Source organism: Lentzea sp. NBRC 102530, assembly GCF_030269365.1.
In the GTDB taxonomy this organism is placed as follows: Bacteria; Actinomycetota; Actinomycetes; order Mycobacteriales; family Pseudonocardiaceae; genus Lentzea.
In genome coordinates, this window is sequence record NZ_BSTF01000029.1 from 35,004 (window position 1) to 50,775 (window position 15,772).

18 protein-coding genes are annotated in these 15,772 nt (G+C 70.1%); 8 read left to right on the plus strand and 10 right to left on the minus strand.

What is annotated here, in order from left to right:
* Positions 1 to 56 precede the first annotated feature (56 nt).
* Positions 57 to 644 (plus strand): nucleotidyltransferase family protein, encoded by a 588-nt coding sequence (locus QSK25_RS42930; RefSeq protein ID WP_285647213.1) that lies wholly within the window; start codon positions 57 to 59, stop codon positions 642 to 644.
* A gap of 50 nt (positions 645 to 694) precedes the next feature.
* Here the strand turns inward: QSK25_RS42930 and QSK25_RS42935 are convergent, their stop codons facing one another.
* Complete coding sequence (locus QSK25_RS42935; RefSeq protein ID WP_285647214.1) at positions 695 to 2,167, minus strand: leucyl aminopeptidase; 1,473 nt, start codon at positions 2,165 to 2,167, stop codon at positions 695 to 697.
* Positions 2,168 to 2,366: 199 nt separating this feature from the next.
* Between QSK25_RS42935 and QSK25_RS42940 the strand changes: the two genes are divergently transcribed.
* Complete coding sequence (locus tag QSK25_RS42940; RefSeq protein WP_285647215.1) at positions 2,367 to 3,617, plus strand: APC family permease; 1,251 nt, start codon at positions 2,367 to 2,369, stop codon at positions 3,615 to 3,617.
* On the opposite strand, the gene QSK25_RS42945 is transcribed toward QSK25_RS42940, so the two are convergent.
* Positions 3,541 to 3,813: a hypothetical protein gene (locus QSK25_RS42945; RefSeq protein WP_285647216.1), complete on the minus strand. Its 273-nt coding sequence runs from the start codon at positions 3,811 to 3,813 to the stop codon at positions 3,541 to 3,543. The genes QSK25_RS42940 and QSK25_RS42945 overlap by 77 nt on opposite strands.
* Positions 3,814 to 3,905: 92 nt before the next feature.
* On the opposite strand from QSK25_RS42945, the gene QSK25_RS42950 reads away from it, so the two are divergent.
* Positions 3,906 to 4,997, plus strand: coding sequence for a branched-chain amino acid aminotransferase (locus QSK25_RS42950; RefSeq protein WP_285647217.1), 1,092 nt, complete (start codon positions 3,906 to 3,908; stop codon positions 4,995 to 4,997).
* Here QSK25_RS42950 and cobS read toward each other — a convergent pair.
* Genes cobS through cobU form a run of 3 tightly spaced genes read right to left on the minus strand, consistent with a single transcriptional unit; the run spans position 4,994 to position 7,285 of the window.
* The gene (gene cobS, locus QSK25_RS42955) at positions 4,994 to 5,695 is read right to left on the minus strand and encodes an adenosylcobinamide-GDP ribazoletransferase (RefSeq protein WP_285647218.1); all 702 of its coding nucleotides are present in this window, start codon (positions 5,693 to 5,695) and stop codon (positions 4,994 to 4,996) included. The two genes, QSK25_RS42950 and cobS, sit on opposite strands and share 4 nt — an antisense overlap.
* Positions 5,692 to 6,735 carry a nicotinate-nucleotide--dimethylbenzimidazole phosphoribosyltransferase gene (gene cobT, locus QSK25_RS42960; protein WP_285647219.1) on the minus strand — a complete coding sequence of 348 codons (1,044 nt, stop codon included), beginning with the start codon at positions 6,733 to 6,735 and terminating at the stop codon, positions 5,692 to 5,694. Before cobT ends, cobS begins: the two co-directional genes overlap by 4 nt.
* Before the next feature lie 10 nt (positions 6,736 to 6,745).
* The gene (cobU, locus tag QSK25_RS42965; protein WP_285647221.1) at positions 6,746 to 7,285 is read right to left on the minus strand and encodes a bifunctional adenosylcobinamide kinase/adenosylcobinamide-phosphate guanylyltransferase; all 540 of its coding nucleotides are present in this window, start codon (positions 7,283 to 7,285) and stop codon (positions 6,746 to 6,748) included.
* A 20-nt stretch (positions 7,286 to 7,305) separates the two neighbouring features.
* Between cobU and QSK25_RS42970 the strand changes: the two genes are divergently transcribed.
* A complete protein-coding gene (locus QSK25_RS42970; RefSeq protein WP_285647222.1) occupies positions 7,306 to 7,506 on the plus strand; it encodes a hypothetical protein in 201 nt (66 codons plus the stop codon).
* A gap of 12 nt (positions 7,507 to 7,518) precedes the next feature.
* On the opposite strand, the gene QSK25_RS42975 is transcribed toward QSK25_RS42970, so the two are convergent.
* Genes QSK25_RS42975 through QSK25_RS42985 form a run of 3 tightly spaced genes read right to left on the minus strand, consistent with a single transcriptional unit; the run spans position 7,519 to position 9,809 of the window.
* Complete coding sequence (locus QSK25_RS42975) at positions 7,519 to 8,505, minus strand: aldo/keto reductase family protein (protein ID WP_285647224.1); 987 nt, start codon at positions 8,503 to 8,505, stop codon at positions 7,519 to 7,521.
* Between the two features lie 33 nt (positions 8,506 to 8,538).
* Positions 8,539 to 9,171 carry a class I SAM-dependent methyltransferase gene (locus QSK25_RS42980; RefSeq protein ID WP_285647225.1) on the minus strand — a complete coding sequence of 211 codons (633 nt, stop codon included), beginning with the start codon at positions 9,169 to 9,171 and terminating at the stop codon, positions 8,539 to 8,541.
* Positions 9,171 to 9,809 carry a DUF3043 domain-containing protein gene (locus tag QSK25_RS42985; RefSeq protein ID WP_285647226.1) on the minus strand — a complete coding sequence of 213 codons (639 nt, stop codon included), beginning with the start codon at positions 9,807 to 9,809 and terminating at the stop codon, positions 9,171 to 9,173. The genes QSK25_RS42980 and QSK25_RS42985 overlap by 1 nt, the downstream gene beginning before the upstream one ends.
* Before the next feature lie 42 nt (positions 9,810 to 9,851).
* On the opposite strand from QSK25_RS42985, the gene QSK25_RS42990 reads away from it, so the two are divergent.
* Together QSK25_RS42990 and QSK25_RS42995 are read left to right on the plus strand one after the other, a co-directional pair.
* On the plus strand, positions 9,852 to 10,886 hold the full coding sequence (locus QSK25_RS42990) for a glycerate kinase family protein (protein ID WP_285647227.1): 1,035 nt from the start codon (positions 9,852 to 9,854) through the stop codon (positions 10,884 to 10,886).
* A gap of 162 nt (positions 10,887 to 11,048) precedes the next feature.
* Positions 11,049 to 11,420: a HesB/IscA family protein gene (locus tag QSK25_RS42995; protein WP_089922497.1), complete on the plus strand. Its 372-nt coding sequence runs from the start codon at positions 11,049 to 11,051 to the stop codon at positions 11,418 to 11,420.
* Between the two features lie 149 nt (positions 11,421 to 11,569).
* On the opposite strand, the gene QSK25_RS43000 is transcribed toward QSK25_RS42995, so the two are convergent.
* Positions 11,570 to 11,743: a hypothetical protein gene (locus QSK25_RS43000; RefSeq protein WP_285647229.1), complete on the minus strand. Its 174-nt coding sequence runs from the start codon at positions 11,741 to 11,743 to the stop codon at positions 11,570 to 11,572.
* Between the two features lie 157 nt (positions 11,744 to 11,900).
* Between QSK25_RS43000 and QSK25_RS43005 the strand changes: the two genes are divergently transcribed.
* Together QSK25_RS43005 and QSK25_RS43010 are read left to right on the plus strand one after the other, a co-directional pair.
* Positions 11,901 to 12,833 (plus strand): carbohydrate kinase family protein, encoded by a 933-nt coding sequence (locus QSK25_RS43005; RefSeq protein ID WP_285647271.1) that lies wholly within the window; start codon positions 11,901 to 11,903, stop codon positions 12,831 to 12,833.
* Between the two features lie 7 nt (positions 12,834 to 12,840).
* Positions 12,841 to 13,605: a class I SAM-dependent methyltransferase gene (locus tag QSK25_RS43010; protein ID WP_285647232.1), complete on the plus strand. Its 765-nt coding sequence runs from the start codon at positions 12,841 to 12,843 to the stop codon at positions 13,603 to 13,605.
* Between the two features lie 44 nt (positions 13,606 to 13,649).
* Here QSK25_RS43010 and asnB read toward each other — a convergent pair whose 3' ends face one another.
* Entirely contained in the window at positions 13,650 to 15,578 is a 1,929-nt protein-coding gene (asnB, locus tag QSK25_RS43015; protein ID WP_285647237.1) for an asparagine synthase (glutamine-hydrolyzing), read from the minus strand.
* Positions 15,579 to 15,772: the final 194 nt, after the last annotated feature.

The window sequence follows — 15,772 nt, forward strand, 5'->3', positions numbered from 1 at the left end:
GAGAACGGCGGGGAGACCTGCCGCGACAGTCCACTTCGGATCAGCGGGGAAGCGGTTTGAGTCCTGAAAGGATGGAGGGGCGGGCCGGGGCGTTGCGGGATGCGTTGAGCCGCAACGAGGTGCTGATGAACGTCCTCGCGGGCGCCTCGGAGATGGGTCTGCCCGGCTGGTACCTGACGGCGGGGTGCGTGTTCCAGACGGTGTGGAACGTGGTCACCGGCAGGCCCGCGGCCGAGGGGATCCTCGACCACGACCTCTTCTACTTCGACGCGTCCGACCTGTCGTGGGAGGCGGAGGACGCCGTCATCCGGGCGGGCCGGGAACGCTTCGGGGACGCGGTCGTCGAGATCCGCAACGAGGCCCGCGTCCACCTCTGGTACGAGGAGAAGTTCGGCGTCCCGTGCCCGCCGTACGAGTCGACGGAGGCCGCCATCGACTCGTTCGCCGCCACCACGTGCTGCGTCGGCGTGCGCACGGACCTCGACGGCCGGTGGCAGGTCTACGCGCCGCACGGCCTGTCGGACGTCTTCGACCTCGTCGTCCGCCCGAACCCCGTGCTCGCCCCGAGGCACGTCTACGAAACCAAAACGGCCAGGTGGCGGGCGCAGTGGCCGGAGCTGACCGTTCTCCCGTGGCCTGATTGAGAACGGGCGGGAACCTCAGAAGAGGTCCCCGCCCGTTTCCAGGAAGACGGTCAGCCGTTGGCCGCGATGTCCGCCAGCACGGCCGCGATGGTCCGCACCGGAACACCGGTGCCGCCCTTCGAGGTGTACCCGTACGCCCCACCCGTGTGGTACGCCGGGCCGGCGATGTCGATGTGCGCCCACTGCACGCCCTCGGCCACGAACTCACGCAGGAACAGCCCGGCGGCGAGCATGCCGCCCCAGCGGTGCCCGGTCACGTTCGCGAGGTCCGCGAGGCGCGAGTCGAGGTCCGCGCGCAGCTCCTCGGGAAGCGGCATCGGCCACGCCGACTCGCCGACGGCGGTGCCGATGGCGGCCACGCGGTCGCGGAACTCCTCCGAGCCCATGACGCCCGACGTGCGCTTGCCCAGCGCCACGACCTGCGCGCCGGTCAGCGTCGCGGTCTCGATCAGGTAGTCCGGGCCGTCCTCGCACGCGCGCACGATGGCGTCGGACAGGATCAGCCGGCCCTCGGCGTCGGTGTTGAGCACCTCGACGGTCTTGCCGCCGTACATGGTCAGCACGTCGCCGGGGCGGTAGGCGTCACCGGACGGCATGTTCTCCGCCATCGGGATCGACGCGATGATCTCCAGCGGGTACTTGAGCTTCGCGGCGAGCACCATCGTGGCGACGATCGCGGCGGCACCCGACATGTCCGAGGTCATCTCGTCCATGCCCGCGGCCGGCTTGATCGAGATGCCGCCGGTGTCGAACGTGATGCCCTTGCCGACCAGCGCGACCTTCTTGGTGGCCTTCGCGCCCTTGTACGAGATGCGCACGAGGCGCGGCTGGCGGGTCGAGCCGCCGCCGACGCCCAGGATGCCGCCGAAGCCCTGCTTCTTGAGGGCCTTCTCGTCGAGCACCTCGACGTCGAGGCCCGCCGCGGTGGCGAGCTTCGCGGCGCGGTCGGCGAACGAGCCGGGGTAGAGGTCGTTCGGCGGGGTGTTGATGAAGTCGCGCGCGATGGCGACCGACTCGGCGATCGCGACGGCGGCCTTCAGCGCGGCCTTGTTCTCCTTGGAACCGGCGGCGTGCAGGTCGACCTTCGCGACCGGGCCCTCGCCCTTGTCGGACTTGTACTCGGTGAACGAGTAGGCGCCGAGCAGCGTGCCCTCGGCGGCGGCACCGACGTGCAGCGCGGCGAGCGTGTTGATCGCGCGCTTCTTGCCGCCGAGCGCGCGGGCGGCGACGCCGGACGCGCGGCGCACCTGCTCCTCGCCGGTGGTCTTGCCCAGGCCGACGGCCAGCACCAGCGGGGCGGCGATCTTGCCGAACGTCGGCACCTTCACGAGCTCGTCGGCCTTGCCGGACGCGCGCAGCGTGGCGAGCACGTCGAGCAGCGCGCCGTCGAACGCGGCGGCGACAGCTTCGGCACCGGGGGCGAGCTCCAGACCGTCCGCACCCTGCAGGGTGCCCACGACGACTGCGTCCGCGGCGGTGGTGCTCAGGTCACCCTCGGTGAGGGCCAGCTTCGGGGCTGTCACGTGCTGCTCCAGGGTTGTTGCGTGCGGGGCTCGGAATCGTGACTCATGCTAAAGGTCGGACTGTCCCACTAATGCCCAGCCCCGCCACGTTCGCCGCAATCCGTGACGTTGACAGTTGCTCAGTGTGGCGATTCGCCCGTTTCACGCATCAGTCGACCGGGTGGTTACGGCCGGATGCCGCATCTGAGAACGTGTACGCGTGACCCACACGCCTCGCGAGATCGTCGCAACGGTCGCGCTCGGTCTGCCCGCGGTGCTCGGAGCGGGGGTTTTCGCTGGATTCGCCCCTGCAGCAGGTCTTGCGGGCTGGTGGGTGCTCCCGGCGCTGGCCCTGTCCGCGTTCGCAGCCCTGTGCTCCGCGTTCTCCACCGCCGACCAGTCGCGCGCCTATCCGGACATCGGCGGTGGTTACGGATACGTACGTGCGCAGCTCGGTGTGTGGCCCGCACGGATGACAGCGAGCGCCCACCTGGTGGGGCGCGTCGCCATGGCGGCCGCGGTGGCGTTGATGTTCGGCGCCTACGTCGTGCCGGACCGCCCGGTGGTCGGAGGGCTCGCCCTCCTCGTCACGACGGCGTTGCTCGGTGCCGCCGGATTCCGCTTCACCACGGGCGTGAGCACGCTGGTGTCGGTGGTCGTGCTCGGGGTGCTGGCGCTGGTCGTCGCGGCGAGCTTCGCCATCGAGCCCGTGCCGTCGGCGGGGGAGACGGGCACCGCCAACGAGCTCGTCGGCGTCGCCGGGCTGATGTTCGTGGCGTTCGCCGGGTTCGAACGCGTCACCGCGCCGTTGCGCGGCGAGCGGCCGCACTCGCCGGGCGTGTTGAGGATCGCGATTCCCGTCCTCGTCGGACTGTCGTTCGCCGTCTACCTGGCCGTGGGCGCCGGGGTGCTGCGGCAGCTCGGCAGCGCGCGCCTCGCGTTGTCGCCCGTGCCGTTGCGGGACGCGCTCGTCGCCGCCGACTCGGCCGCGCTGGTCCCGCTCGTGCAGGTCGCCGCCGCCGTCGCCGGCGTGGCCGCGCTGCACTTCGTCCTCGCGTCCGCGCACCGCACGCTGACCGGCCTGACCGAGGACGGCGACCTGCCGACCCGGCTCTCGTCCGGCGTGCTGACCCTCGTCGTGGTCGTCGCCGCGGCGCTCGCCGTGGTGGTCATGCCCTTCGCGACGGCGCTGGGCGTGGCGGCCTGCGGGACGTTGTTCTACTACGCCTTCACCAACGCGTCGGCGCGCGTGCTGCTGCAGAACGACCGCACGTGGCCGATGCGCACGGCGTGCCTCGGCCTGGGCCTCTCGGTGCTGCTGGCGATGAGCCTGCCGGTGCCCGCCATGCTGATCTCGATCGCGGGGCTGGGCATCGGCACCGGGCTCATCGGCCTCACGTCAGCGCTGAGAAGAAAACGAGCAGCGTCACGCCAACACACACAGCAAGCCCGTACAGCCGCCCGTTCGTGACCTCGGGCTTCTCCCTGACGAGCGCCCAGCAGACGAACAGGAAGGTCGCGGAGGCGAACACGGCGGCCACGATGCCGCCCCCGCCCCACATCGCCCAGCCGGCGAAGAACGTCAGGCCGGTGCCCAGGACGAGCAGCGTGGCCTGTAAGACGGTGCGGACGTCGGAACCCGTGGAAGATCTTTCCGGCTCGGTCATGGCCGGGGACTCTATCGAGTCCTACTTAGTAGGACGTCCGAGTTTTGGGAAGTGGATTTTCCGTATCCCCACCTGCGGGTTACCGTGCTCACATGACGAGCGAGTTGCCTTTCACCCGGACTCCCCACCCGCACCCGGCGACCCCGGAGCGCGTAGCGGAGGTACTTGCCAAGCCGGGCTTCGGGCAGCACTTCACCGACCACATGGTGACGATCCGCTGGAACCGCGAGCAGGGCTGGCACGACGCTGAAGTCGGCCCGTACTCCACCCTCGCACTGGACCCCGCGGCAATGGTGCTGCACTACGGCCAGGCGATCTTCGAAGGGCTCAAGGCCTACCGGCAGCCCGACGGTTCGATCGCGTCCTTCCGCCCCGAGGCGAACGCCGAGCGCTTCCGCGCGTCGGCCCGCCGGATGGCGATGCCCGAACTTCCCGACGAGCTCTTCCTGGAGTCCGTGCGGCAGATCCTCGCGGTCGACGACCGCTGGGTGCCGTCCGCCGCGGAGGAGTCCCTCTACCTGCGCCCCTTCATGATCTCCACGGAGAAGGGCCTCGGCGTGCGACCCGCGTCCGAGTACCTCTACGTGCTGATCGCCTCGCCCGCCGGTTCCTACTTCGCGGGCGGCGTCCGGCCGGTGAGCGTGTGGCTCTCGACCGAGTACGTCCGCGCGGCGCCCGGTGGTACCGGCGCGGCCAAGTTCGCCGGCAACTACGCCGCGTCCCTGGTGGCGCAGGCGCAGGCCGCCGAGAAGGGCTGCGACCAGGTCGTCTGGCTCGACGCGGTGGAACGCCGCTGGGTCGAGGAGATGGGCGGCATGAACCTGTTCTTCGTCTTCGGGGACAAGGTGATCACGCCCGAGCTCACCGGCACGCTGCTGCCCGGCATCACCCGGAGCTCACTGCTGGAGCTGGCCTCCGACCTCGGCCTGTCCGTGGAGGAGCGCCGCATCTCGACCGACGAGTGGGAGAAGGCCAACGCCTCCGGTGAGCTCACCGAGGTCTTCGCCTGTGGCACGGCGGCGGTCATCACGCCGGTCGGCCACGTCAAGCACGCCGGGGGCGAGTTCGACATCGCCGACGGCGGCACCGGCTCCGTGACGATGAAGCTGCGCGAGCGCCTGACCGGCCTCCAGCACGGCCACGTCACCGACTCCCACGGCTGGATGACGACCCTCAAGTCCTAGGCGATCACGAGCACGGCCAGGAGCGCGATTTCGGCGGCAGCACCGAGCACATCACCGGTGATGCCGCCGAAACGCTTTCCGGTGTGCTGCACCAGCCCCCACACGAGCCCGAACGCGACGACCACGGCGACGACCGCCCGCCACCCGAGCGGAACCGCCGCGCCCGCGAGCACCACCCACGTGCCGATGACGATCCCTGGGTGCTGTGTGCCCGCCACGAGCGCACCGAGCCCCTCCGGCCGTGCGGCGGGCACACCGCGCATGCAGCAGATCCCGAACGCCGCCCGGCTCGTCGCGAACGCGAGCAGCACCACGCCCCAGTGGGCGTGGGGGAGTGCCGCGGCCTGCGCCCCCAGCACCACGATCAGCGACACGACCCCGAACGGTCCCGCGCCGCCGTCCTTCATGACCTTGAGCGCGCGCTCCGGGGGTCCGTAGCACCCGAGCCCGTCGGCGACGTCGGCGAGCCCGTCGAGGTGCATGCCCCGCGTGAACAGCGCGACGACGCCGACGACGAGAAACCCCGCGACGAGCGCCGATATATTGGATATCGCCAGCAGCTGGAGCACGCCGACGACGAACGCGCCGATGACTACGCCGACGACGGGTGTCGCTGTGATGGCCCGTCCCGCCGCCCGGTTGTCGACGTCGTCGACACGCAGCGGCAGGACCGTCAGCCACGAAAACGCGAGCTTCATTCCTTGTTCGTGATCCCGGCGCTCTCGAAGGTCGCCATCTCGGCCAGGACCTTCACCGCCGAGATCAGCAACGGCAGTGCCGCCACCGCGCCGGAGCCCTCACCGAGCCGCATGCCGAACTCGAGCAGCGGCTTCAGGTTGAGGTGCCCGAGGGCGATCGCGTGCGAGGGTTCGGCGGACTCGTGCCCGGCGACCCACCACTCGCGCGCACCCGGCGCCATCTCCTCGGCGACGACCGCGGCCGCACCGGCGACGACGCCGTCGAGCACGACCGGCGTCTTGCGCACGGCGGCCTGCGCGAGGAACCCGGCCATCGCCGCGATGTCCGCGCCACCGGCCGTCGCGAGCAGCGCCACCGGGTCGCTGATCACCCGGCGAGCCCGGCGCAGCGCGTCCCGGATCGCCGCCGTCTTGCGCATCCACGCCTGGTCGTCGATGCCGGTGCCGCGCCCGACGACCGCGACGGGCTCCGACCCGGTCAGCGACGCGATCAGCACCGCCGACGGCGTCGTGTTGCCGATGCCCATGTCGCCCGCGACGAGCACGTCGGCGCCGGCGTCGACCTCCTCGTCGGCCAGCGCGCGGCCGGCCGCGATGGCGAGTTCGCACTGCTCGCGGGTGAGCGCGTCCTCGCGGTCGATCGACCCGGACGAGCGCCGCACCTTGTGCTGGCTGACCGCGGCAGGGGTGTCGGCGTCGACGGCCATGTCGACGACGCGCACGGTGGCGCCCGCGACCTGCGCGAGGACGTTCACCGCGGCGCCACCGGTGAGGAAGTTGGCGACCATCTGGCCGGTCACCTCACTCGGGTAGGCCGAGACGCCCTGCGCGGTGATGCCGTGGTCGCCCGCGAACACGACGACGCGCGGCCGCACGAACGGCTTCGGCGGCACGACCCCCTGGCAGGCCGCGATCCAGTTGCCCAGTTCCTCGAGCCGGCCGAGCGAGCCGACCGGCTTCGTCAGCACCGCGTGCCGGGCCTCGGCCTCGCGCAGAACTGTCTCGTCCGGCGGTTCGACCGGCGGGAACTCGGTGCTCACTCGGCGCTCCTCATCTCAGCTTCAACGGGATACCCGCGACGAGGAGCGTGACCTCGTCGCACACCTCGGCGACGCGCGCGTTGAGCGCACCGAGGTGATCGCGGAAGAGCCTGCCAGAGCGCGTCGACGGAATGACGCCGAGGCCGACCTCCGCGGTCACGAGCACGAGTCGCGTCCGGCACGTGGCGACCGAGCGGACCAGCGCGTCGGCGTGACGCGCGATGGCCTCCGCGCCGTCGCCCTCCCACGCGCCGGCGTCGTCGAGCACGCCGACCAGCCACGTCGACACGTCGTCGACCAGGATCGGCGGGTCCTCGTACTGGGTGGCTGTGAGCAGAGCGGGCAGGTCGGCGGGCGCCGAGGCCTCGACCGTGTGCCACGTGGCCGGGCGCCGCGCGACGTGCGACGCGATGCGCGCGTCCCAGTCGGGGTCGTCCGGGTACCTGCGCGCGGTGGCCACGTACGTCACCGTCGGTTCGGTGAGCAGGCCTTCCGCGTGTGCCGACTTGCCTGAACGCGCTCCGCCGAGCACGAGCGTCCTGGATGACAAGAGTCAGTAGCCTTCGTCTCATGGAATTCCGCTGGCGCTACCAGGATGCACACGGACGCGATGTCGCGGGCCCGGATGTGACGTTCGCGGAGCAGACGGAGGCCGAGGACTGGTTCAGCGACCAGTGGCGTGACCTGCTCGAAGCCGGTGTCGAGCAGGTCACGCTGCTGCGGTCGGAAACCGAGGTGTACGGCCCGATGAGCCTGCACCCCGCGTCCTGAGGCGCTGCCCGATCAGCCCTGGGCGGTGAGCCTCGGGTCGTCGGTGATGACGCCTTCGAGGACGTTGTCGATCTGCTTGAGCACGTCGTCGTCGAGCACGACGTCGATCGCCTTGACGTTCTCGTGGACCTGCTCCGGACGTGACGCGCCGATGATCGCGGACGCGACGTTCGGGTTCTTCAACACCCACGCGACGGCGAGCTGCGCGAGCGTGATGCCCGCCGCCTCGGCGATCGGCTTGAGCTGCTGCACGGCGTTGAGGACGTCGTCGCGCATCCAGCGCGCGATCATCTGCGAGCCGCGCGCGTCGGCGAGGCGCGACCCCTCCGGAGCCTCGGCGCCCGGCAGGTACTTGCCGGTCAGGATGCCCTGCGCGATGGGGGAGAAGACGATCTGGCTGATGCCCTCGCGCTCGCACGTCGGCACGACCTGCGGCTCGATGACCCGCCACAGCATCGAGTACTGCGGCTGGTGCGACACGAACGGCACGTTCAGCTCACGGGCCAGCGCGGCGCCGCGGGTGATCTGCTCGGCGGTCCACTCGGACACGCCGACGTAGAGGACCTTGCCCTGCCGGACGAGGTCGGCGAACGCCAGCATCGTCTCTTCCAGCGGGACCGTGTGGTCGTAGCGGTGGGCCTGGTAGAGGTCGACGTAGTCGGTCTGCAGGCGCTTGAGCGACGCGTTGGCCGACTCCATGATGTGCTTGCGGCCGAGCCCGCGGTCGTTGGGGCCGCCGGGACCGGTCGGCCAGTAGACCTTGGTGAGGATCTCGAGCGACTCGCGCCGCTGCCCCTGCAGCGCCCGCCCGAGCACCGACTCCGCCGCCGTGTTGGCGTAGACGTCGGCTGTGTCGAAGGTCGTGATCCCCGACTCCAGCGCCGCCTTCACACAGGCGTGCGCCTGCTCCTCTTCCACCTGCGAACCGTGGGTGAGCCAGTTGCCGTACGAGATCTCACTGATGGACAGGCCGCTGCGGCCGAGTCGACGGAACTTCATACATCGGAGCTTAAACCGACTTCGTTCGTACTGCTAATGAACTTCGGGAGCGTGCCACACCATGGAATACCGCCAGAACAGACGCCTGCGGATCCGCGCGCCGGGCAGGATCTCGGCCGCCGCCCCGCGGATCTCGTTCAGCGTCGGCGCGCTCATCACGACCGGCATGTCGACGTCGTACGGCTTGCCCGCGGTGCCGGTCGCGGCCTTCGCGACGCCGACGACGGCGTTGGCCGGCAACGTCACCGCCTCCACCGCCCAGTCCACCGGCGTCGCGATGGTGTAGAGCCCGACGACGACCAGCGTGCCACCCGGAGCCGTCAGCTCCCGGAACCGCTCCAGCCCCGCGCGCAACGGCAGGTGGTGCAGGCTCGCCTCGGCCGTGACGACGTCGAACCGCCCGAGGTCCGCGGTGAACACGTCACCGCACACCCACCGCACCCGGCTGCTCGTGCCGCTCGCGATCTCGATCATGCGCTCGCTGGCGTCGATCGCGGTGACCTCTTCGACCGGGATCGACCGCGCCAGCACCCCGTGGCCGCACCCGACGTCCAGCGCCGTCCTCGCCCCGGACGGCAACTGCCGGAGCAGCCACCGGCGGTACCACGCGTTGTGGTCCCACCAGAGCTTCTCCGGCAGTTGGAGGTTGAGCGGGATCCGGCGCACTACTTGATGGCGTCACCGGGGCCGACCCGCGGCTTCGGCACGCGGAGCTTGCGGATCTGGCTCGCCCGGATGAACGAGTACCAGCCGATCGACAGGCCCTTGATCGGCTCGGTCGGGAACTTCGCCCGCACCCGCCGCGTCACGAGCCGGCCGAGCACGATGCCCTCGATGACCATCGCGATCAGCATGAACGTCGTCGCCAGCGTCGCGTACCGCTGCACCGCGAGCGACGGCGTCAGCAGCGCCACGAACACCAAGACCGCGAGCGGCATGAACAGGCCCATGAGGTTGCGGCGCGAGTCGACGAGGTCGCGGATGTACGCCTTCACCGGCCCGCGGTCGCGCGGCAGCAGGTACTTGTCCTCGCCCGCCATCATCCGCTGACGACGCTCGGTGGCGGCGGCACGGCGCTCTTCCTTGCTCACCTTGTTGCCGCGCATGCGCTTGAACGCCTCGCGTTGCGTCTTGGGCGGCGGGGGGACCGGCCCGGAACGCCGACCCTGCGCCTCACGCCGCTTGGGCGTCGCCTTGCCCTTGCCGGCCGTGCGCGCCCTGTCGAGCGGCTCGGCGAGCTCGGCCCCGGACTCGGGAGCCTCAGCGGTGGCGGTGTCGTCGGAGTTGCGGCGCAAGAACCTCACACCATCAGGGTAGGGCAGCGGGTTTTCTGTACCTTTCGCGAGGTGCGCGTACTCATCGCTCCGGACTGCTTCGGCGGCACCCTGACCGCCCGCGAGGCCGCCGACGCCATCGCCACCGGCTGGCGCGACGCCAAGCCCGACGACGTCGTCGTCCAACGCCCTCTGGCCGACGGAGGCCCCGGCTTCGTCGACGTCCTGCACGCCGCCCTGGACGGCGATATCCGATACATCACCGTGACGGGCCCGCTGGGCACGCCCGTCGAGGCACGCTGGCTGAGCGTGCACACCGACGGCACGCGCACCGCGTACATCGAGTCCGCCGAGGCGTGCGGCCTCCACCTCGTCCCCGCCGAACTCCGCCCGCAGGCCTGCGAGACGGCGACGACGCGAGGCGTCGGCGAACTCATCGCGGCAGCGGCGGCTGACAACGATGTCATCGCGGTCGGCCTCGGCGGTTCCGGCACGACCGACGGCGGCGCCGGAATGCTCGCGGCGTTGGACGACGCCGGCGTCGTGCTGACTGACATCTCGCTCGTCGCCGCCTCCGACGTCGAGAACCCGCTCCTCGGCCCGCACGGCGCCGCGTACACGTTCGGCCCGCAGAAGGGCGCGTCGCCGGAGGCCGTCGAACGCCTCGAAGCCAAGCTCGCCGCCATGGACGTCCTCAAGCCCGTATCCGATATATCGGGTGCCGGCGCAGCGGGCGGCCTCGGCGCGGCGCTCCTGTCGCTGGGCGCGACGATGACGTCGGGCGCGGGCATGGTCCGCACGCTCACCGGCCTCGACGGCGCGCTAGACGACGCCGACGTCGTCGTCACCGGCGAGGGCAGCTTCGACTGGCAGTCGCTGCGCGGCAAGCTCATCACCGCCGTCGCGAGCGGCGCCGCCGAGCGGGGCATCCCGTGCATCGCCATCGCGGGCCAGGTCAGCGTCGGCCGTCGCGAGATGGGCGCGGCCGGTGTCCAGGACGCCTACTCCGTCGCCGACCACGTCGGCTCCGTGCGAAAGGCGATCGACGAGGCCCGCGACAGCGTCGTCGCCACGGCCCGGCACGTCGCGCGGCAGTGGTCGCGGTAGGAGTCGCGCTGATATATCGGTTGGCTTGAGCGTGGTCTACGTGACAGTGGACACCTAGGGCGGCGAGGCCTCTCGTTGTGGGACCATGGGGAGTGGAACAAGGCGGGGAACGCCCGTGTTGTTGATGGGTGAACCGCCCGCAGAGGACCTCTTAGGAGAGCCATGACGACCGCTCAGGATGCCGCTTCGACCGCTTCCGAGGCGCCCAGCCACGGCGTGACGCTGACCGATGCGGCCGCCGTCAAGGCCAAGGCGCTGCTCGACCAGGAGGGCCGCGACGACATGCACCTGCGCATCGCCGTCCAGCCCGGTGGTTGCGCCGGCCTTCGCTACCAGCTGTTCTTCGACGAGCGTGCGCTCGACGGCGACGCGATGGTCGACTTCAACGGCATGAAGGTCGCCGTTGACCGCATGAGCGCCCCGTACGTCGAAGGCGCTGTCATCGACTTCGTGGACACGATCGAGAAGCAGGGCTTCACGATCGACAACCCGAACGCCGGCGGGTCGTGCGCCTGCGGCGACTCGTTCCACTAAGGCGAACCAACGCGAGAGGCCGCGTTCCCGCATCGACGGGAACGCGGCCTCTCCGCGTGTGCACCGGGAATTCTCCCAGCAAAGCCCGGACGGACTGGAAGACGGAGGCGCTGACCGGAAAGGTCAGACCCAGAGGTCGGAACCCAGGATCAGACGCCGTACTCGGCGAGGCCCTCGACCTGGTGGGTGCACCGCTCGTCCACCCGCCAGGGCGCGGCCGCGCGCGGGGCGGGGAGGGGGTGCTCGGGGTGGGTGAGAGCGAAGGGGAGCTGCGCGCAGTCCTCGATCAGTTCACTCATCGTGGTCGCCTCTGGGATCGTCACTCCCTGACCGTATGACGGCGGTCTGACCTGCGGTAGCCCTACCAAACAGTAGTCTTCACCGCGGTACTCGTCCGGGTGAGTAGTCACGTAGCGCAACAAGAAAAGAGGAGCCGACGTGCCCCTAGCCGTGTGCGGCAGCATCGCGACCGACCATCTGATGCACTTCCCCGGTCGTTTCGCGGACCAGCTGGTCGCGGAGCGTCTCGACCGCGTGTCCCTGAGCTTCCTCGTCGACGACCTCGTCGTCCGGCGCGGTGGCATCGGCGCGAACATCGCGTTCGGCCTCGGAGTGCTCGGGGTGCGTCCGGTGCTCGTGGGCGCCGTCGGCAAGGACTTCGACGACTACCGCTCGTGGCTCGAACGGCACGGCGTCGACACGTCCGGCGTGTACGTGTCCGAGGTCGCGCACACCGCGCGGTTCGTCTGCACCACCGACGACGACATGTGCCAGATCGCCTCGTTCTACGCGGGCGCGATGGCCGAGGCACGCAACATCGAGCTCGCCCCGATCGCGGGCCGCGTCGAGAACCTCGAACTCGTCGTCATCAGCCCCGACGACCCCGCGGCGATGCTCCGGCACGCCGAGGAGTGCCGTCAGCGCGGCTTCAAGTTCGCCGTCGACCCGTCGCAGCAGCTGGCCCGCATGGACGGCGAGCAGGCGCGCGCGTTCATCGACGGCGCCGAGTACCTCTTCAGCAACGACTACGAGTGGGAACTGCTGCTGCAGAAGACCGGCTGGACCGAGGCCGACGTCCTCACCCGCGTCGGCAAGCGCGTCACCACGCTCGGCGCCAAGGGCGTCGAGATCGTCGACCGCGACGGTTTCTCGCTGCACGTCCCGGCCGTCCCCGAGGTCGCGAAGACGGACCCGACGGGCGTCGGCGACGGCTTCCGCGCGGGCTTCCTCGCCGGCACGCACTACGGCCTGAGCATCGAACGCGCTGCTCAGCTCGGTTCGTTCATCGCGGTCGAGGTGCTCGAGACCGTCGGCACGCAGGAATGGGTGCTGGAGCGCGAGTCCGCGCTCACCCGCATTCGTGGCGCGTTTGGTGCGGAAGCAGCTGAGGAGATCGCCGCAGTCCTGCCATGATCGGACAATGGGGACGTACCTGTTCGGCGACGCCGATGAACCGCTCGATCCCAAGTTCGACGCGCTGAGCTCCCTGCTCGACGCGGGCACCTTCGCCCGCGTCGAGCAGCTCGGTGTCGCGGACGGCTGGCGCTGCCTCGAAGTCGGGGGCGGCGGGGGATCGGTCGCGAACTGGCTCGCCGACGTCGTCGCCCCGTCCGGGCACGTGACCGTCACCGACATCGACGTCACCAGGCTCGAGGAACGGGACAACGTCACCGTCCTGGAACACGACGTGGTATCCAATATATTGCCGGGCAACGCGTTCGACCTGGTCCACGCCCGCCTGGTGCTCTTCTACCTCCCCGCCCGCGAAGTCGTGCTGCGCAAGCTGCGCGACTCGTTGCGGCCCGGCGGCTGGCTCGTGCTCGAGGAGTTCGACTGCCTCCCGCTCGAGGTCCTCAAGGCAGCCCCCGACGACGCGAAGCTGATCATGCGGGTGAAGAACGCCCTGCTGACCCTGCTCGACCAGGCCGGTGCCGAACTGGCGTGGGGCGCGCGCGTCGAGAGGGCGTTGCTCGACGCCGGCCTGAACGACGTCAGCGGCTCCCGCGAGGTGCGGGAGTGGGAGGGCGGATCCGCGGGCTGCCGCCTGCTCGCCGCCACGGCCCGCCTGGTGCGCGCGAAGCTCCCGCTCACCGACGACGAGTTCGACCGCTACCTGGAACTCCTCGCGTCCCCCGAGACCGTCATCAGCTCGTACGCGATCTGCAGCGCGCAGGGCCGTCGATAGGCGTCGACGAACGAAAGGGCCCCTCCGCGGAGGGACCCTTCGACCTAGAGCTTGATCGGGTAGTGCGGTTCCGGCACCACCGGCTGGATGCGGGCCTCGACGAAGATGCCGTGCCAGATCATGAACACCAGCAGCGCCCAGATGCGGCGGCTGTGGTCGAGCACGCCGGACCGGTGCTCCTCGATCAGGCGCAGCACCGCGTTCTTGTCGAGGTACTGGTCGGTCTGCGACGAGCGCACGATGTCGACGGCCCACTCGTGCATCTCGTCCTTGAGCCAGTGCCGGATCGGCACCGGGAAGCCGAGCTTGCGGCGGTTCAGCACGTGCGCCGGCACGATGTCGCGGATCGCCTTGCGGAGCGCGAACTTCGTCGTGTCCTTGGTGATCTTCAACTCACTCGGAATCTGCGACGCGATCTTGAAGACCTCGGGGTCGAGGAACGGGACGCGCAGCTCCAGCGAGTTCGCCATGGTCATCTTGTCGGCCTTGACCAGGATGTCGCCGCGCAGCCACGTGAACAGGTCGACGTGCTGCATGCGCGTCACCGGGTCCCAGGCCATCGACTCGCGGTACGGCTTGGCGGTCGCGTCCATGTGCGACACCGCCGGGTCGTACGTCTTGAGCACCTGGCGCAGGTGGTCGTCGAGGAAGATGCGCGCGTTGCCGTAGTAGCGCTCTTCGAGCGTGAGAGCGCCACGGCGCAGCAGGTCCTTGCCACGCACGCCGTGCGGGATCTTCGTCGAGACCTTGCCCATCGCCTTGCGCAGCGCGCCCGGCACCTTCTCGAAGCCCGCCAGCGACAACGGCTCGCGGTAGATCGTGTAACCGCCGAACAGCTCGTCCGCGCCCTCGCCGGACAGCACGACCTTCACGTGCTGACGCGCCTCACGGGCGATGAACCACAACGGCACCAGCGCCGGGTCCGCCACCGGGTCGTCGAGGTACCAGGTGATCAGCGGCAGCGCGTCCATCATCTCCTGCGCGCTCACCGTGCGGACCACGTGCTTCACGCCGATCAGCGCCGCCGACTCCGCGGCCACGTCGACCTCGGAGAACCCCTGGCGCTCGAAGCCCGTCGTGAACGTGATCAGGTCCGGGTTGTGCTCCTTGGCGAGCGCCGCGACCACCGTCGAGTCGATGCCGCCGGACAGGAACGAGCCGACCGTCACGTCCGCGCGCATGTGCTTGGCGACCGAGTCGCGCAGCGCGGCGGTGATCTCGTCGTACAGGGCGTTCGCCTCGGCCTCGCTGCGGACCGTGCGGACCTTGAACTCGGCCGGGAAGTACCGCTCGAACCGCGGCGACTCACCCGGGACCAGCGTGAACGAGTGCCCGGACTCGACGCGGTGGATCGAGTCGTGCAGCGAGGCGGGCTCCGGGACGTACTGCAGCGTCAGGTAGTGCTGCAGGCCCTTGACGTTCATCTTCGGCGCGATGCCGATCGACGACGCGATCTCCAGGATGATCTTCTTCTCGCTGGAGAACGCCACGCCGCTCTGCCCCTGCGCCCAGTACAGCGGCTTGATGCCGAACGGGTCGCGGCCGCCGAACAGGAGCTCGCGCTCGGAGTCCCAGATGATGAAGGCGAACATGCCGCGCAGCTTCGTGATCGCCGCGGCCCCGTAGTAGTGGTAGGCGGCGACGATCGTCTCGGTGTCGCCGTCGGTGTGGAAGACCGCGCCGTGCTTCTCGGTGAGCTCGGCCCGCAGCTCCAGGTAGTTGTAGATCTCGCCGTTGAAGTTGATCGTGTACCGGCTCGGCGACTCCGCCGGACCCCAGGTCAGCGGCTGGTGGGAGTGCTCGATGTCGATGATCGCGAGCCGGTTGAAGCCGAACACGACCTCATCGACCCGCCTGGTGCCGCTCTCGTCCGGACCGCGGTGCCGCATGCAGCGCAACGCAGCCGCCACGGCCGGGCGTGCGTTCTCGGCCTCGTTCTCGCTGGGGCAAACAAGTCCTGCCAGGCCGCACAAGGCTCTCGCACCTCTCAAAAGACATGAAGGGGAAGACCACGGGGAAGTCCCCAGTATGCCGAAGGGGCTCTGTGTGACCGAAACTGCACCGCAGCGGCGGTGCCCCCGAGGGGTGAGCGCAGTCCCGCTGGGCTACGCTCCCGCTTGATCCGTTGGCATGGCCAGATGTTTGTGAACGAGGAGGCGGGCGAGCA

What these genes read in the sequence shown, in the direction of transcription:
- QSK25_RS42945 (WP_285647216.1), bottom strand. Translation starts at nt 3,813, where the DNA reads ATGACCGAGCCGGAAAGATCTTCCACGGGTTCCGACGTCCGCACCGTC.
- QSK25_RS42950 (WP_285647217.1), top strand. Translation starts at nt 3,906, where the DNA reads ATGACGAGCGAGTTGCCTTTCACCCGGACTCCCCACCCGCACCCGGCG.
- cobS (WP_285647218.1), bottom strand. Translation starts at nt 5,695, where the DNA reads ATGAAGCTCGCGTTTTCGTGGCTGACGGTCCTGCCGCTGCGTGTCGAC.
- QSK25_RS42970 (WP_285647222.1), top strand. Translation starts at nt 7,306, where the DNA reads ATGGAATTCCGCTGGCGCTACCAGGATGCACACGGACGCGATGTCGCG.
- QSK25_RS42975 (WP_285647224.1), bottom strand. Translation starts at nt 8,505, where the DNA reads ATGAAGTTCCGTCGACTCGGCCGCAGCGGCCTGTCCATCAGTGAGATC.
- QSK25_RS42995 (WP_089922497.1), top strand. Translation starts at nt 11,049, where the DNA reads ATGACGACCGCTCAGGATGCCGCTTCGACCGCTTCCGAGGCGCCCAGC.
- QSK25_RS43005 (WP_285647271.1), top strand. Translation starts at nt 11,901, where the DNA reads ATGCACTTCCCCGGTCGTTTCGCGGACCAGCTGGTCGCGGAGCGTCTC.
- QSK25_RS43010 (WP_285647232.1), top strand. Translation starts at nt 12,841, where the DNA reads ATGGGGACGTACCTGTTCGGCGACGCCGATGAACCGCTCGATCCCAAG.